We start from the raw sequence: 21,647 nt of genomic DNA on the forward strand, positions 1-21,647 counted from the left end.
TGTGGGGGAGATGCCCGGCAGGGCAGAGGGGGGTGCCACACGGCACATGCTCCAAGAGGGAGAGAGAAATGCCCGTCTACATTGCCCTGCTGCGCGCCGTGAACGTCGGCGGCACCGGTTCGCTGCCGATGGCCGAGCTGAAGGCGATATGCGAAAGCCTCGGCTTTACGGATGTGAAGACCTACATCCAGAGCGGCAACGTCCTGTTCCGCTCGGATGATGCCGAAAAGGTGGTCGAGGAGAAGCTCGACGAAGCGTTGGGCAAGAAGATGGGCAAGCGACCAGGCGTGATGGTGCGCAGCCGCAAGGAGCTTGACAGCATCATCGCCCACGCGCCCTTCCCCGAGGCCAAGCCAAATTTTCTGCTGGTGTATTTCTTGCCCGAGACAGCGCCCAAGGATGCCTTGGACAAGATGATGGCGCCCGACGGCGAGGAAGCGAAACTCGCAGGGCGCGAGATCTATGTGCACTATCCTATCGGCTCCGGCCGATCGAAGCTGAAGCTGCCGGCATTGAAGGCGGGCACCTCCCGCAATCTCAACACCGTGCGCAAGCTCGCCGGCCTGGCGGCTGAGCTGGAAGACCGTTAAATCTAAAGCTGTCCGCCACTCCTCACCGCGCCATAGATGTGGTCGTGCCTGACGGCAACGAGCGGCGACTCGATGGCAGGCAGGAAGAGCATCCTCACGAAGGTGCGCAGCATCAGCACCTGTTCGGCGAGCGTATTCGGCTCCTTCAGCGTTTTTGAGAGAACGATGCCGCCTTCCAGCACCGAAGAGACCATATCGGCGAGCTGGTCGACGTCCACGGGCTCGCGCGGCGAATAGACTTCCATGATCTCGCGGAACATGCGGCCGAAGCGGCGGCGCCAGGCGAGGACGGCATTGCGGTTGGTCTCCTGTATTTCGCGATCGAAGAGCCGCTCGTAATAGCAGACAGTCGCCACGAGGCAGCCCGGATGCCCGTTTGGCAGGTCGGCCACCAGTTCGGAAAGCAGCTTCAAGCCCAGCAGAAAGGATTGCAGCGGATCGTCCATCAGATCGCGCGCGCGGCTGAAGATCTCGTCATAGATGCGTTCGTCGTTCTCGATGTAGCGGTTGAGCAGCGCTTTTGCGAGCTCGTTCTTGTCCTTGAAGTGGTAAAAGAAGCCGCTCTTGGTAATGCCTGTTTCGACGATCAGTTCCTCAATGGAGGTGCCGCCGAAACCCTTCTGCAAGACCGCTGCTTCCGCCACGTCAAGAATGCGATTCCGCGTTTCCTCGCCCTTTCGCATGTTCCCCTCCTGTACCCGCGGTACAGTTTTCTGCGCAGCAAGATCAGGCCTGGTTCCGCCCCCGGCAGCATAGGCCCATGCAAGGGATTGATTTCAATCCGCAAATTCGAAACCCGCTGTAGTATACCGCAAGTCGCCTAGTTTGGCATCAGATTAAGCGTCAGAACATCACCATCGACGGCAGCCATTGCAGGCGCCGCGACAGGAGAGGTTTCACAATGGCAAAGTACAGGCATGGGCTGCCGCAGCTAAAGGGCGGCACCTTCATTAGCGATGGCGGCATGGAAACCACGATGATCTTTCACGAAGGCATCGAGCTTCCGCATTTCGCCTCCTTCGTATTGCTGGCATCCGAGGACGGGCGGGAGCGCACGAAGAACTACTATCGCCGCTATCTGGGTATTGCCCGGCGACACGGTACGGGCTTCGTGCTCGATACCGCCACATGGCGTGCCAATCCGGACTGGGGTCAGAAGCTCAACTACACGACCGAAGCGCTCCAAGCGGCAAACGAGCAAGCGGTCGACCTGCTCGTCGACCTGCGTGGCGTCTATGAACGGCCGGAGCAGCCGATCGTCATCAGCGGCGCGATCGGCCCGCGCGGCGACGGCTACAAGGCGGGCGTGATGAGCGCCGACGAAGCGGAGGACTACCACGCCTTTCAGATCGAGACCTTCGCCGGCACGGAGGCCGATATGGTCGCCGCCTTCACGTTGACCAACATCGACGAGGCGATCGGCATCGCGCGCGCAGCCAAGACGCTCGGCATGCCCTGCGCCATCTCCTTCACGCTGGAGACCGACGGCAGGCTGGTGACCGGCCGCAGCCTTCAGGACGCCATCGAGACGACGGATGCGGCGACCGGCGGATCGCCGGCCTATTACATGATCAATTGCGCTCACCCGACCCATTTCGAAGGGGCGCTCGATCATGGCAGCGCCTGGGTGAAGCGCATTTCCGGCATCCGCGCCAATGCCTCGACCATGAGCCATGAGCAACTCGATAACAGCGAGGTGCTGGATGCGGGCGATCCTGCCGATCTCGGCCGGCGCTACCGCGAACTTCTTCGCCGCATGCCGCAGGTGCGCGTGCTCGGCGGCTGCTGCGGCACCGACCACAGGCACGTTGCGGCGATCTGCGAGGCCTGCCTGCCACAGGCGGCGTGACGGGACGAGCAGGAGGGCATGATAGTGACGATGGTGGGGGCAATGACGCGCCAGCGCAGCTGGCGTGATCTGTGGCTTGCGATCACAGGGCGGCAGACGCAAGCCGAACCGGAGGCGGCTGTGGAGGTGGCATTGCAGGATATGGATCTTGCAGCTTTCGAGGACCTCGACGGCCGCATGGCCTACGGGCTTCAGGCGGACCAACGCAAGGGGCGTCCGTTGCGGCGCAGGCGATTGCGGGAGCCTGTCGGCCTCTGACGAAGAGGAAGGCGCCTCAGCTTCCGGCTGCGGCGCCTTTCTTATGCTTGGCCTTGTAACCGCTGATCTCTTCGCCGGCGGTCGGCGAGAATCGCAGATTCCAGATGGTAGCGCTGATCGAAATGATCGCAACCACGATGAAGGCGGCGGAGAAATCGCCAAGCTCCGGCGTTTCGACATCGTTGAACGCCATGGAGGCATGCAGCGCCAGTGCGCCGATGCAGATGCCGAGCGAGAGCATCAGCTGCTGGAAGGTGGTGTAGAAGCTCGTTGCCGAGCTCATGCGTTCCTGGCTGATCTCGTCATAGGCGATGGTATTATAGGCCGTGAACTGGAACGACATGAAGAAGGCGCTGAGCACCAGCGCGATGAAGATCAGCGGCATCGGCCAATCCGGCCGGAAGGCGGCGCAGAGACCATAACCGATCGTGCCGAGAATGCCGTTGATAATAAGGCTTCGGCGGAAACCGACGCGGCGGAAGACGGCCTTTGCCAGAGGCTTCATGAACAGCGCACCAAGTGCCGTGGAAATGACGATCTGACCCGCGGCGGCAGCCGAAAGACCGAAGCCGATCTGGAAGAGCAGCGGGAGCAGGAAGGGCTGCGCGCCCTGCGTGATGCGCGTCAGCGAACCGGCGATGACCGAGGTGCCGAAGCTCGGCACCTTCATCAGCGAGAAATCCATGATCGGCGAAGGATGTTTGCGGGCATGGCGGAGATAAGCAATGCCGAAGAGCAGGCCGATGGCGATGAGGAAGATCGCGAACGAGCCCTGCCCTTCATGGCTCGACAGCTCAAAGCCGAAAAGCATCGAGCCGAGCGAAATGCCCGAGAGGATGAAGCCGATCGTATCGAAGGGGCCGGCAGCCTTGCCCTTCACCTCGTCGATATAGATCGACACGAAGATCATGCCGATGATGCCGATCGGCACGTTGATGTAGAAGATCCAGCGCCAGTCGAGATAGGTGACGATGAAGCCGCCGAGCGGCGGGCCGACGATCGGGCCGATCAGCGCCGGCACCAAAAGCCAGGACATGGCACTGACCATATCCTTGCGGTCAACGCTGCGCATCAGCACCAGGCGGCCGACAGGCATCATCATGGCGCCGCCGATGCCCTGCAGCAGGCGGGCAAGCACGAGGAACGGCAAGGTCGGCGCGAAGGCGCAGAGGATGGAGCCAGCCACGAAAACGGCGATCGCAGAGCGGAAGACGGTGCGCGAACCGAAACTATCCGCCACACGGCCGCTGGCGGGGATGAAGATCGCAAGGCTGAGCAGATAGGAGGTCAGGGCGATCGACATGGCCGGTGCGTCAACGCCGAAATCGCGCGCCATCGTCGGCAGCGCGGTCGCCAGCACGGTTGCGTCGACATTTTCCATGAGCATGGCACTCGCGACAATCATCGCGATCACCCGGAAATTGGGTGCTGCGCGCCGAACCATCGGCGCATGATAGATCTGATCCGACATCGTCAGGGATCACTCGCAAAGGCGCAGCGGAGCACACGGGGCGACAGGGCCGCGGGGATGACATGGCAAAAATGCCAAGAGGAGATGGTTTTGCTATACGCCTGCAATCATGGCGGCGCTATGTCTTTTATGGCACATCTGCTTTGCCGAGAGGTAAAGACAGATCACCATTCCTTGCACTTTTTTGCCCTTCGTGAAGGGAAAGGTTTCGGGCCAAAATCGGCTTGCGTGACAGCATCTGCAGCCCTACCTATTAGCCATGACCTCCGCCCTGCAGAAAAAACGGCCGGATACGGCCTTCGGCTTCGATAACAGCTATGTGCGGCTACCGCAGAACTTCTTCGCCTTACAGGCGCCAACACAGGTGGCCGAGCCCTGGCTGATCAAGCTCAACGAGCCGCTCGCCAAAGAGCTGGGGCTCGATGTCGACATTCTGAAGCGCGACGGCGCTGCAATCTTTTCCGGCAATCTCGTGCCCAAAGGCGCCGAACCGCTGGCGATGGCTTATGCCGGCCACCAATTCGGCCACTTCGTGCCGCTGCTCGGCGACGGGCGGGCGATCCTGCTCGGCGAAGTGATCGACCGCAGCGGCCAGCGCCGCGACATTCAGCTCAAGGGCGCGGGACAGACGCCCTTTTCCCGGCGAGGTGACGGACGGGCAGCTCTCGGCCCGGTGCTGCGTGAATATATCATCAGCGAGGCGATGTTTGCGCTCGGCATTCCGGCCACACGGGCGCTCGCGGCTGTGCTGACCGGCGAAGGCGTCAGGCGCGAGGACGTCTTGCCGGGCGCCGTCTTTACTCGCGTGGCGGCAAGCCATATCCGCGTCGGCACCTTCCAGTATCTCGCCGCGTCAGGCGACGAGGACGGCATCAAGGCACTCGCCGATCATGTGATCGAACGGCACTATCCCGAGCTGAAGACAGCGGAGCCCCCCTATCTAGCCCTTTACGAGGCAGTCTGCGACCGGCAAGCGGCGCTGATCGCCCGCTGGCTGCAGGTGGGCTTCATCCACGGGGTGATGAACACCGACAATATGACGATCTCGGGCGAGACGATCGATTTCGGTCCCTGTGCCTTCATGGATATCTACGATCCGATGAAGGTCTTCTCGTCGATCGACCAGCACGGGCGCTATGCCTATGCCAATCAGCCGGGCATCGGGCAATGGAACCTGGCGCGGCTCGGCGAAGCGCTGCTGCCGCTGATCGATGCCGACAAAGACAAGGCGATCGAGCATGCCAACGCCATCATCAAGGCCTATGGCGAACGTTTCCACGCCTATTGGCTGCAAGGCATGCGCGGCAAGATCGGCCTGACTTCAACCGAAGACGGCGATCTGGAACTCATCCAGTCGTTGCTGGCGCTGATGCAGGCTGAGGGCGCGGATTTTACGCTGACTTTCCGGCGGCTGTCGGCTGTTGCAGGCGACGAGGCGGCTGAGGCCATATTCGCATCGACCTTCCGCGAACCGGCTGCCACCGCCGAGTGGCTGGCGCGCTGGCGCGAGCGGCTTTCGCGCGATCCGCAGACGCCCAGTGATCGGGCTGTCGCGATGAAGCAGGTCAACCCGGCCTTCATTCCGCGCAACCATCGGGTCGAGCAGGCGATCGAGGCGGCGGTTCAGGACGGCGATTTCTCGTTGTTCGAGGCGCTGCTGACTGTGCTTTCGAACCCCTATGACGAGCAGCCGGCATTTGCGGCCTATATGGACCCGCCGAAGCCCGAAGAGCGGGTGCTCCAGACCTTCTGCGGAACCTGATTTCAGACAAGTCGATATCAACTGGGTCATACTAAAGGGAGATAATGATGACTGATCTTCTCGATATTCCGGTCAAGACCGTTCAGGGCCGCGAGACGACGCTCAACGAATATCGCGGCCAGGTGCTGCTCATCGTCAACGTCGCCTCCAAATGCGGCCTGACGGTGCAATATGAAGGGCTTGAAAAGCTCTATGCCGACAAGCGCGAGAGGGGCTTCGTCATCGCCGGCTTCCCGGCCAATGACTTCAAGGGCCAGGAGCCGGGCACGGACGCGGAAATCCTGGATTTCTGCACCAGCACCTTCGGCGTCGATTTCCCGATGTTCTCGAAGATTTCCGTCAAGGGACCGGACAAGCACCCGCTCTACAAGAATCTGACCGGCTCCGATGTGGAAACGACAGGCGAAGGACCGATGCGCGAACGGCTTAAGGGCGCCGGTCTCGCCTCCGACGACAACGAAGTGCTCTGGAACTTCGAGAAATTCCTCGTCGGCCGCAACGGCAAGGTCGTTGCCCGTTTCGCCCCTGACGTGACGGCGGACGATAACCGCCTCGTCTCGGCGATCGACCGCGAGCTTGCAAAAGCCTGACACGACGACCGCAGCCGCTGCCAATTGTGGCGGTTGAAAGGTAAGCCTCCCGCTCTATCTGCCTGATCGGCGTATGTTTTTCGCCATCCTCCGATCCGGCTAACCAGCGGGAGACTGCCTTATGGCAATCGTCATTACCTCCATCCTTTTCATCATTTTCGGACTGGCGCTAGGCGCCGGCGGGCTCTGGCTCGTCACGCTTGGCGGCAGCGTCTTCTATCTCTTCGCGGGGTTGATGTTCCTGCTGACGGCAGGCCTGCTTCTCATGCGCAAGGCGGTGGCGCTCTGGGTCTATGCGGTGCTCGTGGTCGTTGCACTCGCCTGGGCGATCTGGGAGGTGGGGTTCGACTGGTGGCAGCTCGGTCCGCGCGGCGGCCTCATCATCCTCTTCGGGATCTGGCTGCTGACGCCGTGGATCCGCCGGCCGCTCGGCTTTCGCAGCCCGACCGGTACCTATTACGGCGCCAATCCCTGGCCGCTCGCCATTCCTGTGATCGCCGCCATCATCGTCGCCCTCTATTCGATGACGACGGATCCGCATGACCTCGCGGGCGATCTGCCGATACAGACTGTTGCCACAACGCCCGCCTTCGGCGGCAATGTGCCCGATGGCGAATGGCACCAATATGGCCGCACGCCCTACGGCCAGCGCTATTCGCCGCTGGACCAGATCACCGTACAGAATGTCTCCAGCCTGAAAGAGGCGTGGCGCTACCAGACCGGCGACGTGAAGCGGCCTGACGATGTCGGGGAAACGACCTATCAGGTGACGCCACTGAAGGTGGGCGACACGCTCTATCTCTGCACGCCGCACAACTGGGCGATTGCGCTCGATGCCAGGAACGGCCAGCAGAAATGGAAATACGACGCCAATTCCGGCATGAACCCGGACCGGCAGCACCAGACCTGCCGCGGTGTGACCTATTACAGCGATGAAGCGATACCTGCCGGCCAGCCCTGCAAGGAGCGCGTCTACCTGCCGACTTCGGATGCACGGCTGATCGCGCTCGATGCGACCAACGGGCAGATCTGCACGGGCTTTGCGGAACAGGGCGTGCTGCATCTCCAGACCGGCATGCAATACAATCCGGCCGGTTACTACTATTCCACCTCGCCGCCGGTCGCCGTCGCGGGCAAGATCATCATCGGCGGGGCGGTCAACGATAATTATTCGACGAAAGAACAGTCCGGCGTCATCCGCGCCTATGACATCAACAGCGGTGCGCTGATCTGGAACTGGGACTCCGGCAATCCGGACCAGACGACGCCGCTGCCCGAGGGACAGCACTACACGACGAATTCGCCGAACAGCTGGTCGGTCTTCAGCGTCGATGACCAGCTCGGCATGGTCTATATCCCGCTTGGCAACCAGGTGCCGGACCAGCTCGGTATGAACCGCAGCGCCGATGTCGAGAAGTTCTCTTCTTCCGTCGTGGCGCTCGACATCAACACCGGCCAGCTGCGCTGGGTGCAGCAATTCGTCCACCATGATCTCTGGGACATGGACGTACCTGCCCAACCAGTGCTGCTTGATCTGACGAAACAGGACGGATCAGTGGTGCCGGCGCTGGTGGCACCCACCAAGCAAGGCGACATCTACGTGCTCGACCGGCGCACCGGCCAGCCGATCATTCCCTTCAAGGAAATTCCGGCGCCTGATGGCGCTATCCCGGAGGATCACACGGCGCCGACGCAGCCAATCTCCGATCTCACCTTCTCGCCGGAGCCGCTGCAGGAAAAGGATATGTGGGGTGTCTCGCTGTTCGACCAGCTTGCCTGCCGCATCGATTTCCACCGCCTCAAATATGAGGGCCGCTACACGCCGCCTTCGCTGCAGGGAACGATCGTCTATCCCGGCAATTTCGGCACCTTCAACTGGGGCTCGGTCGCCGTCGATCCCGAACGACAGGTGATGTTCGGCATGCCGACCTACCTCGCCTTCACCTCGCGCCTCGTGCCGGCCGCCGATATTCCGCCGCGCGGGCAGGATGAGAAGGGCAGCGAACAGGGCCTCAACCGCGATGATGGCGCGCCCTACGGCGTGTTCATGGGTCCGTTCCTCGGGCCGCTGCAGATCCCCTGCCAGGCGCCGCCATGGGGCTATGTCGCGGGCGTCGATCTCCGCACCGGCCGCATCGCCTATATGCACAAGAACGGCACGGTGCACGACATGACGCCGCTGCCCCTTCCCTTCAAGGTTGGCGTGCCCGGCATCGGCGGGCCAATGGTGACCAAGGGCGGCGTCGCCTTCCTCGGTGCCGCCGTGGACAACTATCTGCGCGCCTATGACGTGACGAACGGACGCCAGCTCTGGGAAGCACGTCTTCCGGCCGGCGGACAGGCGACGCCGATGACCTATACGACCGATGACAACAAGCAATATATCGTCATGGTCGCCGGCGGGCATGGTTCGGTCGGCACCAAGCCCGGCGATTATGTGATCGCCTACACGCTGCCGTAGTACGGCGGAGGAGAGACACAAGCTCCGGGCAGGCTTACCCCATCATGCTGCTGCAGTTTTCAGGGGGATTTTTTCATGGAAATCGGTAGCAGCCTTTCAATTTATTCCGGCCTTGGTTCGCTTTTCGAGCAGGGCAAATCCAAGAACAAACAGACCGAGGAATTCGGCGGCAGTACCCGCAATCAATCCGGCGCCGGTCTGCAGCCGAGCACGACCCCGCCTTCCATCGCCAATACGATGTGGGCCGTGCAGGCCGGCAACGAGACCTATATCAACCCGCCATCGGAGGCAGAGGCCGCAGCCAAGGCCGCGCATAAGAGCCTGGTCGATCAGTTCTCCGAATGGAGCAACATGGACCCGGCGGAATTCATCCGTGCGCGGTATCTCGAAGCACACGGACTGACGGAAGACGACCTGAAGGCCATGCCGGCCGATCAGCGCGAAGCGATCGAGAAGGAAATCGCCGAACAGATCAAGCGCGAACTCGCCGGTATCGAGGATGGCGGAGACGGCAACAAGGAACCTGCCGCTGCGCAATCGACGAGCACGCAGACCACCGACCAGAATTCGGCCGCTTGATCGCAACGCAAATTTAAGAAGCCGCGGGCAGCGATGCACCGCGGCATTTCGATGATCGATGTCCGGCCTTATCCGATCCGACAGCCCGACGGAAAAGATCGTAGAAAATCAATCCGCCTCTCTTACACCATCTCGGTAATCATCTTGCCGATTTCGGCAAAGACGGGATTGAATTCATCCATCTTCACGGTCGCCTCCCCGATGTAGACAGCGGCAACGATTGGGCCGCGTTTGGGGGGCCAGATGATGGCAATATCGCCGGCAGAACCATTGTCGCCCGTGCCGGTCTTGTCACCGATCTTCCAATCGTCGGGCAAGCCTGCGCGCAGGCACGCTCCGCCGGTCGTGTTTGCGATCATCCAGTCGATCAGCTGATTTGCAGAGGTTTCTGCCAGAACCGAGCCGAGCGCGATATTGCCAAGAGAATCCAGCATTGCATCCGGCGTCGTGGTGTCGCGCGGATCGCCTTTTGTGGCTTCGTTCAGCGCGGTCTCCATGCGGTCGAGCCTTGTCGTGCCGTCACCGATGGAGCGCAGCCAGTCGGTGAGCGCGGCCGGGCCGCCAAAACTTTCCAGCATCAGATTGCCGGCCGTGTTGTCGCTCAGCGTAATGCCGGCCTTGCAGATCTCAGCCATCGTCATGCCGTCGCCGCCCGCATGCTTTTCTGTCTCGGGGGAATAGGTGACGAGCTTGTCCTTGCCGTAGGTGATACGCCGGTCGAGGCTCTCATCGCCTTTGTCGACACGGGCAAGAACGAGGCCTGCGGCCAGAACCTTGAAGGTGCTGCACATGGCGAAGGGCTCGCTGCCGCGATAGCCGAAGGAGATATTCGTGTCGCTGTCGAGAACGGAAACCCCGAGGCGCCCGCCAATGCGCGCTTCAAGCGCTGCAAGCCGCTTGTCGATATCGTCATTCTGTTGCTCGGCGCGCACGCGAGACGCAAAGCCCAGCGCAGGCAGCAGCAAGGCGGAGCCCATGAAGCTGCGGCGGGTGAGGCTGTGATTCATGAAGACCTCCGGGGAATCAGGATCACAGGCGTAAGGCCCGATTGCGGCGGCATCTCGGCTTTTTGGCAGGATCAGGCAGCGCGTGTGACCTCCACGGTCACATGCGACAACTCGTCCAGGCTCGCGAGTCTTTCCTTGTAGAAGGCGGTATCGCGCGGCTGCGGCGTCAGCACCGCGACAATCGCGGCATGGTGGCCGGGACCGACCTGCCAGACATGAAGATCGGTGATGCGGTCGCCGTCGCCTTCGATCGCTCCGCGGATTTCTTCCGGCAGCGTTTCTCCTTCCGAGAGCACGTCGAGCAGCACGGCGCCTGACGATTTCATCAGCCCCCAGGCCCATTGCGCGATGATCAGAGCGCCGACAATGCCCATCAGCGGATCAAGCCAAAGCCAGCCATAGAGGCTGCCGAAGGTGAGCGCGGCGATGGCAAGCACCGAGGTCAGCGCGTCGGCGATGACGTGCATATAGGCGGAGCGGATATTGTTGTCCGCATGACCATGGTGATCATGGCCATGGGCATGATGATGATCGTGATGGTGATCATGCCCATGACCGTGATGGTGGTGGTCGTGGCCGCCACCACTGAGGAGCCAGGCACTGACGAGGTTGACGGCAAGACCGATGACGGCCACCGCAATCGCCTGGCTGAAGCTGATCGGCACGGGCGACATAATGCGCAGGAAACTTTCCCAGCCCATCAGCAGCGCGATCATCGCCAAAATGATGGCACTTGCAAAACCGGCGAGATCGCCGAGCTTGCCGGTGCCGAACGTGAAGCGCGGATTGCGGGCCTGCTTGCGGGCGAAGAGATAGGCGAGCGCAGAAATGAGCAACGCGCTGGCATGGGTGGACATATGCCAGCCGTCGGCGACCAGCGCCATCGAGCCGTAGATCGTGCCGGCGCCGATCTCGACCACCATCATGACTGCCGTCAGCGCGATCACAAGCCAGATGCGGCGTTCGTTGCGGGCATGGTCCTGTCCCAGGAAGACGTGCTCATGTCCGTAGCTATTCGTTCCGGCACTCATTACCAGCTCCTTATCGATATCGATCCGGCTTAGCGGATATAGGTTCGCAATACTTCCGATATCTCCTCGACCGCCTCAGCCCTCGCCTTCTCGTCGGCGGCATGCAGCACATGTTCGTGCAGATGGTCGTCCAGCACCTCGCCCGTGAGACCCGTCAGCGCGCCGCGCACGGAGGCGAGAAGCTGAAGAATCTCGCCACAGGGACGTTCGCCCTCCAGTGCGCGTTCGACCGCCTCGAGCTGCCCGCGGATACGGCTGACGCGGGCAATGAGTTTCTTCTTCTGATGGGTCGTATGGGACATCGAAGTCTCTGATGTAGGATAGGGGGGTATCCTATATTATCTCCTCGAAAAACGAAAGCGGCAATACAGCGCAGCAGTCCTTGAAATTAGATAGGACTCCTATATATTAAACGCATGGAAACGCCTAAAGACCCCACCTCGATCGACAACCGCATCAGCGAAGGCCTGACTCGCATCGCGATCGCGATGCGCAGCGACGAATGGTCGAAGGCCGAAAAGGCCGGGCTGAAGCCGACGCAGCTAGCGATCCTCGAATTCCTCGCCGGCCGCGATAGTGCGCGGGTGAAGGAGATTGCGGCGCATCTCGGCGTCTCGCAGCCGACGGCGACGGATTCGATTGCGGCACTGGAGCGCAAGGGGCTCGTCGCCAAGGCGAGTGCTCCCGGCGACAAACGTGCCACCGCGATCCACATCACGGCGGAGGGAAAGGCGGCATTCGGCTCCGTTTCGCCGATCGAAACGGCAGCGATGGAAGCAGCCCGCTCGCTTTCCCCAGGCGAGCAGGAAGGCCTGCTGCTGTCGCTCGTCAAGATGATCCGGCATCTGCAGGAGGCAGATGCCATACCAATCCAGCGGATGTGCACGAGCTGTCGTTACTTCCGTCCCTACCAGCATTCCGGTGCGGCCAAACCGCACCACTGCAATTTCGTGAACGCGGCCTTCGGCAGAAATGAACTGCGCATCGACTGCCGCGACCATGAAACCGCCGATCCAGCAACCCGGGCTGCCACCTGGGACGCATTTGAAAAAGGATAGGCGCACTCTCCAGGCAACATAGAAAGAGAAGGAAACTCAAAATGTTAAGGCAGTTGATCACCGGCGCAGCCATCGCCGGAACGCTATCGCTTTGGCTCGGCTCAGCTGTGGCCCATCCCGTTACGGCCGAACCGTCCGAAGGCGTGAAAGCCTCGTTCGACATCATCGAAACCGAAATCGTCACCAAGGGCGACAAGGCGATCTTCTCGACCCGCGTACGCGGTGAAGCCGGCGCTGAGAAACCCGCAGCGACCGGCAAGTTCGAGGGCTCCGGCGTCTATGCCTATGTCTGGCCGACATCGCTCAACAGCGGCGATATCGGCTTCGACAGAGATCAGGGCATCGTGGCGCTGGCCGTCACGTTTCATCCGGACTTCGACGACGCGGCCTATAAGGGCAAGAACCGCGATGTCTGGCATCCGCACTGGGTCGTGCTCAACGAGGATAAGGCCTGCGCCGGCGGATTGAAGGTGACCGACATCCCTGACGGCGCCAAGCCGAAACTTCCCGCCACGTGGCCGGGCGTTCCGCTGCTGATCGACAGCCCGGATTATCCGACGGTGCTGAAGGGCGACCGCGTCGATGTCGCCATCCCGCTGTCACTGCTCGGCGGCATTACCAGCGCATCCTATGATGGCGTGACGGCAGGGCTGAAGGTCAACGGCAACCTGCATGCACCGCTGCTTTGCGTCGACAATGTCTTCAAGGTCGCCTCCGGCAATCTCAGCCTGCCGGGTAAGGTCATGCCTGAGAAGTGAGCGGGTCGCCGGTCCGTCGACTGCCATCGCCGGACCGGCTCTTTCCTCTCTCCAGGCAAATAGAGAAGAGAAAACACCAGGCAGGTTTATTGCTTTCCGCCCCGGATGCAACTGATGACGCAAGCACCTGCCCAAAGATCAAGGATTTCGACATGTCCGACCTGACACTCGCACCGGAACTTTCGGTCAGCCAATGGTTAAACACACCGCGGCCGTTCTCCATCGCCGGACTGCGCGGCAAGGTGATCTTCCTGCACAGTTTCCAATTGCTTTGCCCGGGCTGCGTGGCTGAAAGCCTGCCGCAGGTGCGCCGCATCGAGCGCATCTTCGCCAACACGGATCTCCAGGTCATCGGCCTGCACACGGTCTTCGAACATCACGAGGCGATGACGCCAACCGTGCTCAAGGCTTTCATTCACGAATACCGGCTGACCTCGCCCATCGGTGTCGATCAGGCCGACGGGCAGTCCGACATACCGGTGACGATGCGCCGCTATGGTTTCAGGGGCACGCCCTCCTCCGTGCTGATCGGCCGTGACGGTGCGATCCTGCATCATGCATTCGGCGTCGAGGACGATATCGCGCTTGGTGCTCGCATCGGCATGGCGCTTGCAGCACCCGTTCCGGCGGCGACACCAGATGAAAATGCAGAGGGCTGTGTGGCAGGTATCTGTGCCGCGCCAGCAGGTGCCGCCTGATCGCCTCCGATCTGAGGCCAAACTGCCATTGACAAATAGGCGGTTTCGGAGAATCTATGGCGCATGATCAAGAACGCGCACCATAACCGCTCGTATTTTTGGCTGTACCTGTAAAGGGCGGCCGAGACAGATCACAATGTCAACAAGCCGCCGTCAGGCGGCTTTGTTGTATCGGCAGCGTCCTGGCGGCATAAACGTAAAAAGGACGCGAAGACCATGCTTGAAATCGAAGACAGCGAAATATCGCTCATGCGCCCGCCGGTGGTGACGATCCGCGCTGCAAAACCCCGCGACATCTGCGAACTCCACGAAATGATCGGCCTGCTTGCTGCCCATCATGGCGACATATCGGCCTCGACGCCGGAACAGCTCGAGCGCGATCTCTTCGGCCCGACGCCATGGATTTCGGCCCTCGTCGCTGACGGTAGCGACGGGCTGATCGGCTACGCCATTCTCGTTCCGCTCTACAGGGCACAGGAAGGCAAGCGCGGCATGGATCTGCATCACCTTTTCGTGCGCGACGGCCATCGCGGCCATGGCACAGGTCAGCTTCTCGTCGACCGCGCCCGGGAAACGGCGCGCATTGCAGGCTGCGATTACCTCTCCGTGAGTGCCGCGACCGGCAATCTCAAGGCTCATCGTTTCTACGAACAGATGGATTTCACCCCTCGCCCGGTCACCGGCATGCGCTATATGCAGGCTCTGTCGTGAGTGGCTCCAGCCGCTCGGCCATCTTGCAAGGGAGGAAAGCATGACCCGACTGGCGGTGGTTCTGACCGAAGGCTTCGCGGACTGGGAAGTGGGGCAGCTTGCTGCCTCCGCCCGCACCCATTTCGGCTTCGACGTGGTGACGGCAAGTCCCGGCGGCGCGGAAGTGCGCTCCATGGGCGGCATGCGGGTGGCACCCGATGCGGTAGCCGAGAACCTGCATGGTGACGCTTTCGATGCGCTGGTCATCTGCGGCGGCACGATCTGGGAGACGGAAAAGACGCCCGACCTTTCGCCTGTGATCAACGACTTCATCGCGCGCGGCAAGCTCACCGCTGCGATCTGCGGCGGGACGCTGGCGCTGGCGCGTGCCGGTGCTCTTGATCAGGTTGCCCATACCAGCAACGCCCCCGACTTCCTCGCCAGCGCCGAGGGCTATCATGGCCAGGCGCATTACCGTGAGGGACCGCAGGCGGTTCGCTCCGGCATGATCGTCACTGCGCCGGGTTCGGCGCCGATTACCTTTACCGCAGAGATCTACCGGGCGCTCGGCTTCGGCAGCGAAGAGCTCGACACCTATGTGCAGATCTTTGGTGCGGAGCATCAGCCGAAGGCGGCCTGAACGCCCCAAGCATGCCAATCATTTGAGCCGTCGAACCTCTTTCGGCAGGCTGTCTCCGGGCGCCACTTCATGCACCGGGCGGGTCGCCCATTGGTGAAGCGCCCTCTTTACGAACAGAAAGGCCGCAGCCCTTGCCTGTGCCAGATCGCCGGGATCATCGAGGCGGCTCGCGATTTTTGCCTCCATGACAGCCAGCGTATCGGAAAACCAGCGCGCTAGAACGGCATTGCGCGCGGCCAGCCGGTCCTGCATGTGAGCAATCGCGGCGTCTGTTTCCTCAAGGGTCGGGTTCTTCATGGTGGCAGTGTGGCCTGCGGCGCTTGCCCCAGGCAGACGCTACTTGCTTGGAACCGCCTTCAGATAGGCGGAGATCGCCTCGATATCGGACTGCGGCAGATGGGCGATGTTCTGCTGCACGTCCACCATCTGACCGCCGGCGGAGTCGAAATCGGGGGTGAAGCCGGTTTGCAGGTAGTTGGTGATATCAGCCTCGCTCCAGGAGCCGACACTCTTAGAGCCCGGCGTAATATCGGGTATGCGGCCCTTGCCTTCCGGGTTCGGCGCGCCGGCGAGCCATTGGTCGCGGACGAAGCCACCGAGGAAATCGCGTGGGGTGTGGCATTCGCCGCAATGGCCGAGGCCCTCGACCAGATACTGGCCACGCTTCACCTTATCATCGGCATTGGCAAGCACGACGCGCGGCTGGTCGTTGAAATAGAGGAGCTTCCAGCCGCCAAGCGCCAGGCGGATGTTGAAGGGGAACGGCAATTCGTGCGGCGGGGCAACGTTGCTGCTCTTCGGCAGCGTTTTCAGATAGGCGAAGAGATCGTTGACGTCCTTGTCGCTCATGCGCGTGTAGGAACCATAGGGGAAGGACGGGTAGAGATGCTGCCCGTTGGGGCCGACGCCGCGCTTCATGGCATTGCCGAACTGAGCGAGCGTCCAGCGGCCGATGCCGACCTGCTCATCCGGGGAAATATTGGGCACATGGAAGGTGCCGAAGGGGCTCTTCAGGGCGAGGCCGCCGGCCAGCGTGAGTTTCGCATCGCCTTGCGCGCCGGGCGTGGCATGACAGCTGACGCAGCCGCCGGCCCAGAAAACCTTTTCACCATTCGCGACATCAGGCGCGCCGAGATTGGCCCAGTGGCTTTCCGGCAGCGGATCCGGCGCGGTTACGAAATAGAAAACTGCGCCGCCGATCACGCCGACGCCGATGAGACAGAGCACAAAGCGGATGAACCTGCGGACCATGCGCCGCCTCTCCTTGCTATCAATGTTCAGGGCGTTCCCCGGCCCACTGCCAAGGAGAATAAAGCGATCCGCACCGGCGGCAAGAGCCGGTGCGGATTACGGGATCATGGGAGAATAGCTCTATCGCCTAGTCCTTCTTGATGCGATAGAGCTGATGACAGCCACCGCAATTGCCGCCGAGGGTGTTCAGCGCCGCGCCGACGCCGGCAGCATCAGCCGGAAGCTGGGCGAGCACGGTTTCGGCGTCGGTAGACAGCTTCGCGGCGCGTGCCTTGAAGTCATCCATGTTTTCCCAGATCTTCGGGCTTGCTTCCTCGTCGCCCGTCTCGGTGCCTGGCTTGAACTGGTCCGGGAAGGCCTTCGCCGTGGTGGCGATCGTCGTCAGCGCCGCCTTGACGGCATCCGCATCATAGGGCTTGGTGCCCTTGGCGATGGCGGACAACGCGCCTGCGGCACCACCGATCTGTTTCATCATTCCAATGCGTGCGTCATGCGTGCCGTCGACAGCCATGGCCGAACCGAGGGCAATGCCGGCGAACGCCACAGCCGCCGCTACTGCTTTCCAATTCATTATTCTCTCTCCATTGTTCCGCCGGCGAAGCCGGCCGAGGGCAATCTGCACCGCGATCATGACAAAATCCATGTGGCCGCATAGTCACGTTTGGCCGGATCCTCATAAAAACAACGTGATAAACATAGACAGGATCAGGCCGTCTTCCACCCCTGCCAGAGGCTTATCGCGGAAATGACGACAAGCAGCAGGCCCGCGAGACGGCCGATGACGGCGGTCGTATTCGGATTGGACACCAGGAGGTCTCGGCTGCGGCCAGCCGTCATGGCAAGGCTACCGTAGACGGCAAGCTGTGTGAGCACGGTCATGATGCCCATGATCAGCCCCTGCAGCCAGATCGGCCCATATTCCGGCTTTATGAACTGCGGATAAACGGCCAGTACGAAGATGTAGGCCTTGGGATTGACGAGGCAGGTGACTGCCCCCTGCCGGAACGCCTTCCAGGTGGAGCGCGCCGTGCCGGGGCCGACCGCCTCGACTTTGATCGAGCTCTTCATCAGCGAAATGCCGATCCAGATCATATAGGCGACGCCGGCAAAGAGCAGCAGGTTGAAGACACCAGGCAGCATGGCAACGAGAATGCCCACCCCCGCCGCGCCATAGGCAGAATGCACCGCCCCGCCGAACATGATGCCGCTGGTGGCGGCCAGCCCGCGTTTGGTGCCGCCCGTCAGCGAGTTGGCGAGCACGAAAAGCATGTCCATGCCGGGCACGATGATGATGCCGAAGAGAAGGGTGAAGTAGAGCCAGAGGCTTTGGTGATAATCCATGTCAGTTGTCCGTCCCGCTTTCAGTCACGCTTTTGAGGAAGCGCATTGAATTTCAATTCGATAGACAGCTCTATACGGCAGCCCAACTGACAGTGTATTGTCAGGAGCGTTGGAGAAAGGGCGGCAAATGCGCAAGGCCTCCAGGCTTTTCGAGATTATCCAGATATTGCGGCTGGCGAAGAAGCCGATGACTGCGGCCATCATGGCCGGGAAGCTTGAAGTGACGGTCCGCTCGATCTACCGCGATATCGCCGCTCTGCAGGCAATGCGGGTGCCGATCGAAGGCGGGCGCGGCATCGGCTACATTATGCGGCCGGGTTTCGACCTGCCGCCTCTGATGTTTTCGATCGAGGAGACGGAAGCGATCGTGCTGTCGCTGGCGCTTTTGGAGCGCACCGGCGACGAAGAGCTGAAGCTCGCCGCCCGGCGCGTCAACCAGAAGCTCGCCGGCGCGGTGCCGCCGCCGCTGCGACAGGCGATGGAAAACAAGGCACTCTATGCCTGGGGCACGGTAGCGCCCGCCCCTGCCGGTTTGGACCTTGCCATCGTGCGCAGGGCGATCCGTGACGAGCGCAAGCTCGCGCTCTCCTATCGCGACGAAATGGGACGCGCGACCGAGCGAATGATCCGCCCGATTGCACTGATCTATTATTCCCAGACCGCCAATATCGTCGCCTGGTGCGAACTCAGGCAGGCGATCCGCAACTTTCGCAGCGACCGGGTGGAGGCCTGTGCCGAGGCCGACGTCTTCTTCAAGGGTGAAGGCGACGGCTTGCGCGCGCTATGGACCGAGAGTTGGACGGAAAAGCCTCTCGCGGCCAACGCCTAAGGTAGCTCACTGATCCTTCCGTCTAGAGAAGGGGCAATCAGAGCGCCATGCCGCCGGAAACCTCGATGCGCTGGGCGTTGACCCAGCGGTTGGCCTCCGTCAGCAGCGAGGCGATCATCGGGCCGATATCGTCAGGCACGCCGACGCGGCCAAGCGCCGTCATTGAAGCAACCCTGCGGTTGATCTCCGGATTGTCGCGCACCATGCCGCCACTGAAATCGGTGGCGATTGCGCCCGGTGCGACGGTGTTGACGGCAATGCCGCGGGCGCCGAGCTCATTGGCCATGTAGCGCGTCAGCACCTCGACGGCGCCCTTCAGCGAACCGTAAGCCGAAGAGCCCGGGACGGCGACGCGGGCAAGGCCGCTGGAGAGATTGACGATGCGGCCGCCATCGGCAATGACAGGCAGCAGCTTCTGCGTCAGGAAGAAGACGCCCTTGAAATGGATATTGTAGAGCTTGTCCATTTCCTCCTCGGTCGTCTCTGTTATCGAGGCGTGGTAGCTGGTGCCGGCATTGTTGACGAGGAAGTTGAAACGCTCGCGGCCCCAGCCTTTCAGTATCGAGCGGACATTGTCCACGAAAGCATCGAAGGTGGCGACATTGCCAGTATCGAGCTGCAGGGCGGCGGCCTTGCGGCCGAGCGCTTCGATTTCGGCGACGACCTTGTCGGCCTCGGCGCGGTTGGAATTGTAGGTGAAGATCACGTCGACGCCATCATGGGCGAGACTGACGACGGTGTTGCGGCCAAGACCGCGGCTGCCGCCGGTGACGATTGCGATTTTCGAATTCGTGTTCTGATCGGTCATCTCGGTTACACCTTGTTCGAATGACTGGAATCTAGGTCCTGACACCCCTTTTCTTGAATGCCGAAAGCCTCGAACTTCTTGCCTATTCCTCCAGACAGGTTGTCGCCTCCCGTCGACGGAGTAAGATGGCGGGCAAGGCCGCCATCCGGAGAATGACGATGTCCAATGAAATCAAGACAGCGCTCACCCAATATATGGACAGCCATGGCGGCGGCGACGGGCTCTATGCGACCGCCCTGCCCGGCTTCTATCTGATGCGCTCTTCCACGCTCACCATGCCGAAGCCGGCGATCTACAAGCCGGCGCTTTGCATCATCGTCGATGGCGCCAAGCAGATCATGTTCGGAGAACGGCTTTTCACCTATAGTGCCATGCAGTCGCTTGTCATCAGTGTCGAGATGCCGGCCTTCGGCCAGGTGATCGAGGCAAGCCCGGAGCGGCCGATGATCGCGCTGACGCTGGAGCTCGACGTCACCATTCTGCGCGAGGTTCTGGAGGCGATGGAAGCTCCGCCGAAGCCATCGGGGGACGGCGGTCCGGGAGTTTTCGTCCAGAATTTCGGAACGGAGCTGCAGGATTGCATCCTGCGGCTGATGCGCATGCTCGGCACGCCGAAATCTATCCCGATCCTGCGACAGTCGATCCTGCGCGAGATCAGCTTCTGGCTGCTCTCCGGCGAAAACGGCAGCGAGATCTGCAAGCTGGCGCTGCCCGGCAGCCGGACACGGCGTGTGGCCGATGCCATCCATATCTTGCGCGATAATTTCACGGCGCCCGTGCGCGTGGAGCAGCTTGCAGCGGCAGCGCGAATGAGCCCTTCCTCCTTCCACCAGCATTTCAAGATGCTGACCTCTATGAGCCCGCTGCAATATCAGAAGCAGTTGCGGCTTCTGGAGGCGCGGCGGCTGATGGTGGCCGATGGCATCAACGCTGCCAATGCCGCCTATCAGGTAGGCTATGAAAGTGCCTCGCAGTTCAGCCGCGAATATTCGCGCATGTTCGGCACGCCGCCGAAGAAGGACGCGCAGGAGCATCGGGCACAGCCAGCGGGGATCGCAACGGAAGTAGCTTAGTAGTTGAGCGTGCGGCTATCCTCGCGGCCGAAACCGCGGATTTCCATCCTATCAGCGTGGACATCGATGATGGCGAAGGTGTTTTCGCTCTCGGTATCGACCACGCCCTTGAAATTGACGAAGTGGCAGCCGGCAACCTTGCCGTAATTGCCGACATGGTTATGGCCGTTGAGATAGGCGACGACGTTTTCCTGCGAGGACAGAAGCTCGACAATGCGCTCGCGGTCCCACATGTCGTGTTCGCAGGGTGGATAGACGGGGAAGTGATTCATGACGATCACCTTCTCGCCTGCGGCCTTCGCCTGTTCAATCTCGCCCGCCAGCCAGGCGAATTGTTCGTCGCTCAGCGATGCGTTCCACTCATGCGCGTTATCGGCGCCGGCTGCCCGCAGAGCCGCCAGACGCTCACGGCCAAGCGCACGGTGGGGATGGTCTTTCGGCGGCGCGAAGGTGCTAACCTCATTGCCGTTGAGCGCGATGAAGCGGAAACCGTGGCGCCGGAAGCTGTAATAGGGTGCCGGCATGCCGACCCGTTCCACGACCTTTTCCAGATGCTCGGGGGCGACTCCGAAATCGTGATTGCCGAGCAGGAAGAACGCTTCGTGATGCATCGCGTCATAGACCGGCAGGATATCGTCGAAGCTCTTGAAATCGCGGTCGATGATATCGCCGAGCGTCATGACGAAGCTCAGTTCCTCGCCGTTGAAGGTCTCGATGGCGGCACCGACCTTGGCCAAGCCGTTGGCGTAATAGCGCCCCATCTCGACCTGCGGTTCGAGGGCAGCATATTGCGGATCGGCGATGATGCCGAAGCGGAAAAGGGGAAGATCGGCTGATGACATGCGGCGTGATGTAGAGGCCGCGAATGACAGCGATGTGACGGCGCTGCCAGTCGCGGCATTT

25 protein-coding genes are annotated in these 21,647 nt (G+C 61.5%); 14 read left to right on the top strand and 11 right to left on the bottom strand.

The features are described 5' to 3' along the window. Positions 1 to 68 precede the first annotated feature (68 nt). Positions 69 to 590, top strand: coding sequence for a DUF1697 domain-containing protein (locus H4W29_RS04135; RefSeq protein ID WP_192727794.1), 522 nt, complete (start codon positions 69 to 71; stop codon positions 588 to 590). A gap of 2 nt (positions 591 to 592) precedes the next feature. Here the strand turns inward: H4W29_RS04135 and H4W29_RS04140 are convergent, their stop codons facing one another. Then, positions 593 to 1,273, bottom strand: coding sequence for a TetR/AcrR family transcriptional regulator (locus H4W29_RS04140; protein ID WP_192727795.1), 681 nt, complete (start codon positions 1,271 to 1,273; stop codon positions 593 to 595). 218 nt (positions 1,274 to 1,491) lie between these two features. Between H4W29_RS04140 and H4W29_RS04145 the strand changes: the two genes are divergently transcribed. Then, positions 1,492 to 2,439 (top strand): homocysteine S-methyltransferase family protein, encoded by a 948-nt coding sequence (locus H4W29_RS04145; RefSeq protein ID WP_192727796.1) that lies wholly within the window; start codon positions 1,492 to 1,494, stop codon positions 2,437 to 2,439. Positions 2,440 to 2,457: 18 nt separating this feature from the next. Beyond that, positions 2,458 to 2,697 carry a hypothetical protein gene (locus H4W29_RS04150; protein WP_210332140.1) on the top strand — a complete coding sequence of 80 codons (240 nt, stop codon included), beginning with the start codon at positions 2,458 to 2,460 and terminating at the stop codon, positions 2,695 to 2,697. A gap of 16 nt (positions 2,698 to 2,713) precedes the next feature. On the opposite strand, the gene H4W29_RS04155 is transcribed toward H4W29_RS04150, so the two are convergent. After that, positions 2,714 to 4,168, bottom strand: coding sequence for a DHA2 family efflux MFS transporter permease subunit (locus H4W29_RS04155; RefSeq protein ID WP_192727797.1), 1,455 nt, complete (start codon positions 4,166 to 4,168; stop codon positions 2,714 to 2,716). Between the two features lie 259 nt (positions 4,169 to 4,427). Here H4W29_RS04155 and H4W29_RS04160 point away from each other — a divergent pair, with 259 nt between their 5' ends. The 4 genes from H4W29_RS04160 (at position 4,428) to H4W29_RS04175 (ending at position 9,560) form a co-directional block, all read left to right on the top strand. After that, positions 4,428 to 5,930, top strand: coding sequence for a protein adenylyltransferase SelO (locus H4W29_RS04160; protein ID WP_192727798.1), 1,503 nt, complete (start codon positions 4,428 to 4,430; stop codon positions 5,928 to 5,930). Positions 5,931 to 5,974: 44 nt separating this feature from the next. After that, a complete protein-coding gene (locus H4W29_RS04165; protein ID WP_281401175.1) occupies positions 5,975 to 6,520 on the top strand; it encodes a glutathione peroxidase in 546 nt (181 codons plus the stop codon). A gap of 121 nt (positions 6,521 to 6,641) precedes the next feature. After that, a complete protein-coding gene (locus H4W29_RS04170; protein WP_192727800.1) occupies positions 6,642 to 8,981 on the top strand; it encodes a glucose/quinate/shikimate family membrane-bound PQQ-dependent dehydrogenase in 2,340 nt (779 codons plus the stop codon). 75 nt (positions 8,982 to 9,056) lie between these two features. After that, the gene (locus tag H4W29_RS04175; RefSeq protein WP_246517115.1) at positions 9,057 to 9,560 is read left to right on the top strand and encodes a hypothetical protein; all 504 of its coding nucleotides are present in this window, start codon (positions 9,057 to 9,059) and stop codon (positions 9,558 to 9,560) included. A 122-nt stretch (positions 9,561 to 9,682) separates the two neighbouring features. Here H4W29_RS04175 and bla read toward each other — a convergent pair whose 3' ends face one another. The 3 genes from bla to dmeR form a co-directional block, all read right to left on the bottom strand. Continuing rightward, entirely contained in the window at positions 9,683 to 10,567 is an 885-nt protein-coding gene (gene bla / locus H4W29_RS04180) for a class A beta-lactamase (RefSeq protein WP_192727801.1), read from the bottom strand. Positions 10,568 to 10,638: 71 nt separating this feature from the next. Then, positions 10,639 to 11,598, bottom strand: coding sequence for a CDF family Co(II)/Ni(II) efflux transporter DmeF (gene dmeF, locus H4W29_RS04185; RefSeq protein ID WP_192727802.1), 960 nt, complete (start codon positions 11,596 to 11,598; stop codon positions 10,639 to 10,641). 29 nt (positions 11,599 to 11,627) lie between these two features. After that, on the bottom strand, positions 11,628 to 11,900 hold the full coding sequence (gene dmeR, locus H4W29_RS04190) for a Ni(II)/Co(II)-sensing transcriptional repressor DmeR (protein WP_007816163.1): 273 nt from the start codon (positions 11,898 to 11,900) through the stop codon (positions 11,628 to 11,630). A gap of 114 nt (positions 11,901 to 12,014) precedes the next feature. Between dmeR and H4W29_RS04195 the strand changes: the two genes are divergently transcribed. The 5 genes from H4W29_RS04195 (at position 12,015) to H4W29_RS04215 (ending at position 15,442) form a co-directional block, all read left to right on the top strand. Then, positions 12,015 to 12,656 carry a MarR family winged helix-turn-helix transcriptional regulator gene (locus H4W29_RS04195; RefSeq protein WP_192727803.1) on the top strand — a complete coding sequence of 214 codons (642 nt, stop codon included), beginning with the start codon at positions 12,015 to 12,017 and terminating at the stop codon, positions 12,654 to 12,656. A 41-nt stretch (positions 12,657 to 12,697) separates the two neighbouring features. Then, positions 12,698 to 13,414, top strand: a complete 717-nt coding sequence (locus H4W29_RS04200) for a hypothetical protein (protein WP_192727804.1) — start codon at positions 12,698 to 12,700, stop codon at positions 13,412 to 13,414. 152 nt (positions 13,415 to 13,566) lie between these two features. Then, positions 13,567 to 14,112, top strand: a complete 546-nt coding sequence (locus tag H4W29_RS04205) for a redoxin family protein (RefSeq protein ID WP_192727805.1) — start codon at positions 13,567 to 13,569, stop codon at positions 14,110 to 14,112. Positions 14,113 to 14,328: 216 nt separating this feature from the next. Next, positions 14,329 to 14,823: a GNAT family N-acetyltransferase gene (locus H4W29_RS04210; protein ID WP_192727806.1), complete on the top strand. Its 495-nt coding sequence runs from the start codon at positions 14,329 to 14,331 to the stop codon at positions 14,821 to 14,823. 40 nt (positions 14,824 to 14,863) lie between these two features. Further along, positions 14,864 to 15,442 (top strand): type 1 glutamine amidotransferase family protein, encoded by a 579-nt coding sequence (locus H4W29_RS04215; protein WP_192727807.1) that lies wholly within the window; start codon positions 14,864 to 14,866, stop codon positions 15,440 to 15,442. An 18-nt stretch (positions 15,443 to 15,460) separates the two neighbouring features. Here H4W29_RS04215 and H4W29_RS04220 read toward each other — a convergent pair whose 3' ends face one another. The 4 genes from H4W29_RS04220 to H4W29_RS04235 form a co-directional block, all read right to left on the bottom strand. Then, a complete protein-coding gene (locus H4W29_RS04220; protein WP_192727808.1) occupies positions 15,461 to 15,739 on the bottom strand; it encodes a hypothetical protein in 279 nt (92 codons plus the stop codon). A gap of 39 nt (positions 15,740 to 15,778) precedes the next feature. After that, positions 15,779 to 16,693: a cytochrome c gene (locus H4W29_RS04225; protein WP_192727809.1), complete on the bottom strand. Its 915-nt coding sequence runs from the start codon at positions 16,691 to 16,693 to the stop codon at positions 15,779 to 15,781. 127 nt (positions 16,694 to 16,820) lie between these two features. Continuing rightward, positions 16,821 to 17,264 carry a c-type cytochrome gene (locus H4W29_RS04230; RefSeq protein ID WP_192727810.1) on the bottom strand — a complete coding sequence of 148 codons (444 nt, stop codon included), beginning with the start codon at positions 17,262 to 17,264 and terminating at the stop codon, positions 16,821 to 16,823. A gap of 134 nt (positions 17,265 to 17,398) precedes the next feature. Next, complete coding sequence (locus H4W29_RS04235) at positions 17,399 to 18,034, bottom strand: LysE family translocator (protein WP_192727811.1); 636 nt, start codon at positions 18,032 to 18,034, stop codon at positions 17,399 to 17,401. A gap of 127 nt (positions 18,035 to 18,161) precedes the next feature. On the opposite strand from H4W29_RS04235, the gene H4W29_RS04240 reads away from it, so the two are divergent. Beyond that, positions 18,162 to 18,863: a helix-turn-helix transcriptional regulator gene (locus H4W29_RS04240; protein ID WP_192727812.1), complete on the top strand. Its 702-nt coding sequence runs from the start codon at positions 18,162 to 18,164 to the stop codon at positions 18,861 to 18,863. Between the two features lie 37 nt (positions 18,864 to 18,900). On the opposite strand, the gene H4W29_RS04245 is transcribed toward H4W29_RS04240, so the two are convergent. After that, positions 18,901 to 19,671, bottom strand: a complete 771-nt coding sequence (locus H4W29_RS04245; RefSeq protein WP_192727813.1) for an SDR family NAD(P)-dependent oxidoreductase — start codon at positions 19,669 to 19,671, stop codon at positions 18,901 to 18,903. A gap of 158 nt (positions 19,672 to 19,829) precedes the next feature. Between H4W29_RS04245 and H4W29_RS04250 the strand changes: the two genes are divergently transcribed. Next, on the top strand, positions 19,830 to 20,744 hold the full coding sequence (locus tag H4W29_RS04250) for an AraC family transcriptional regulator (RefSeq protein WP_192727814.1): 915 nt from the start codon (positions 19,830 to 19,832) through the stop codon (positions 20,742 to 20,744). On the opposite strand, the gene H4W29_RS04255 is transcribed toward H4W29_RS04250, so the two are convergent. Next, on the bottom strand, positions 20,741 to 21,586 hold the full coding sequence (locus tag H4W29_RS04255) for a metallophosphoesterase (protein WP_192727815.1): 846 nt from the start codon (positions 21,584 to 21,586) through the stop codon (positions 20,741 to 20,743). The genes H4W29_RS04250 and H4W29_RS04255 overlap by 4 nt on opposite strands. Positions 21,587 to 21,647: the final 61 nt, after the last annotated feature.

It is taken from the genome of Rhizobium viscosum (genome assembly GCF_014873945.1).
GTDB classification, from domain to species: Bacteria; Pseudomonadota; Alphaproteobacteria; order Rhizobiales; family Rhizobiaceae; genus Rhizobium; species Rhizobium viscosum.

Coding starts and splice junctions, on each gene's coding strand:
- H4W29_RS04140 (WP_192727795.1), bottom strand. CDS start 1,273: ATGCGAAAGGGCGAGGAAACGCGGAATCGCATTCTTGACGTGGCGGAA.
- dmeF (WP_192727802.1), bottom strand. CDS start 11,598: ATGAGTGCCGGAACGAATAGCTACGGACATGAGCACGTCTTCCTGGGA.
- H4W29_RS04205 (WP_192727805.1), top strand. CDS start 13,567: ATGTCCGACCTGACACTCGCACCGGAACTTTCGGTCAGCCAATGGTTA.
- H4W29_RS04165 (WP_281401175.1), top strand. CDS start 5,975: ATGATGACTGATCTTCTCGATATTCCGGTCAAGACCGTTCAGGGCCGC.
- H4W29_RS04250 (WP_192727814.1), top strand. CDS start 19,830: ATGTCCAATGAAATCAAGACAGCGCTCACCCAATATATGGACAGCCAT.
- H4W29_RS04200 (WP_192727804.1), top strand. CDS start 12,698: ATGTTAAGGCAGTTGATCACCGGCGCAGCCATCGCCGGAACGCTATCG.
- H4W29_RS04175 (WP_246517115.1), top strand. CDS start 9,057: ATGGAAATCGGTAGCAGCCTTTCAATTTATTCCGGCCTTGGTTCGCTT.
- H4W29_RS04240 (WP_192727812.1), top strand. CDS start 18,162: ATGCGCAAGGCCTCCAGGCTTTTCGAGATTATCCAGATATTGCGGCTG.
- H4W29_RS04170 (WP_192727800.1), top strand. CDS start 6,642: ATGGCAATCGTCATTACCTCCATCCTTTTCATCATTTTCGGACTGGCG.
- H4W29_RS04215 (WP_192727807.1), top strand. CDS start 14,864: ATGACCCGACTGGCGGTGGTTCTGACCGAAGGCTTCGCGGACTGGGAA.
- H4W29_RS04255 (WP_192727815.1), bottom strand. CDS start 21,586: ATGTCATCAGCCGATCTTCCCCTTTTCCGCTTCGGCATCATCGCCGAT.
- H4W29_RS04210 (WP_192727806.1), top strand. CDS start 14,329: ATGCTTGAAATCGAAGACAGCGAAATATCGCTCATGCGCCCGCCGGTG.
- H4W29_RS04220 (WP_192727808.1), bottom strand. CDS start 15,739: ATGAAGAACCCGACCCTTGAGGAAACAGACGCCGCGATTGCTCACATG.
- H4W29_RS04150 (WP_210332140.1), top strand. CDS start 2,458: ATGATAGTGACGATGGTGGGGGCAATGACGCGCCAGCGCAGCTGGCGT.
- H4W29_RS04195 (WP_192727803.1), top strand. CDS start 12,015: ATGGAAACGCCTAAAGACCCCACCTCGATCGACAACCGCATCAGCGAA.
- bla (WP_192727801.1), bottom strand. CDS start 10,567: ATGAATCACAGCCTCACCCGCCGCAGCTTCATGGGCTCCGCCTTGCTG.
- H4W29_RS04245 (WP_192727813.1), bottom strand. CDS start 19,671: ATGACCGATCAGAACACGAATTCGAAAATCGCAATCGTCACCGGCGGC.
- H4W29_RS04235 (WP_192727811.1), bottom strand. CDS start 18,034: ATGGATTATCACCAAAGCCTCTGGCTCTACTTCACCCTTCTCTTCGGC.
- H4W29_RS04135 (WP_192727794.1), top strand. CDS start 69: ATGCCCGTCTACATTGCCCTGCTGCGCGCCGTGAACGTCGGCGGCACC.
- H4W29_RS04230 (WP_192727810.1), bottom strand. CDS start 17,264: ATGAATTGGAAAGCAGTAGCGGCGGCTGTGGCGTTCGCCGGCATTGCC.
- dmeR (WP_007816163.1), bottom strand. CDS start 11,900: ATGTCCCATACGACCCATCAGAAGAAGAAACTCATTGCCCGCGTCAGC.
- H4W29_RS04155 (WP_192727797.1), bottom strand. CDS start 4,168: ATGTCGGATCAGATCTATCATGCGCCGATGGTTCGGCGCGCAGCACCC.
- H4W29_RS04225 (WP_192727809.1), bottom strand. CDS start 16,693: ATGGTCCGCAGGTTCATCCGCTTTGTGCTCTGTCTCATCGGCGTCGGC.
- H4W29_RS04160 (WP_192727798.1), top strand. CDS start 4,428: ATGACCTCCGCCCTGCAGAAAAAACGGCCGGATACGGCCTTCGGCTTC.
- H4W29_RS04145 (WP_192727796.1), top strand. CDS start 1,492: ATGGCAAAGTACAGGCATGGGCTGCCGCAGCTAAAGGGCGGCACCTTC.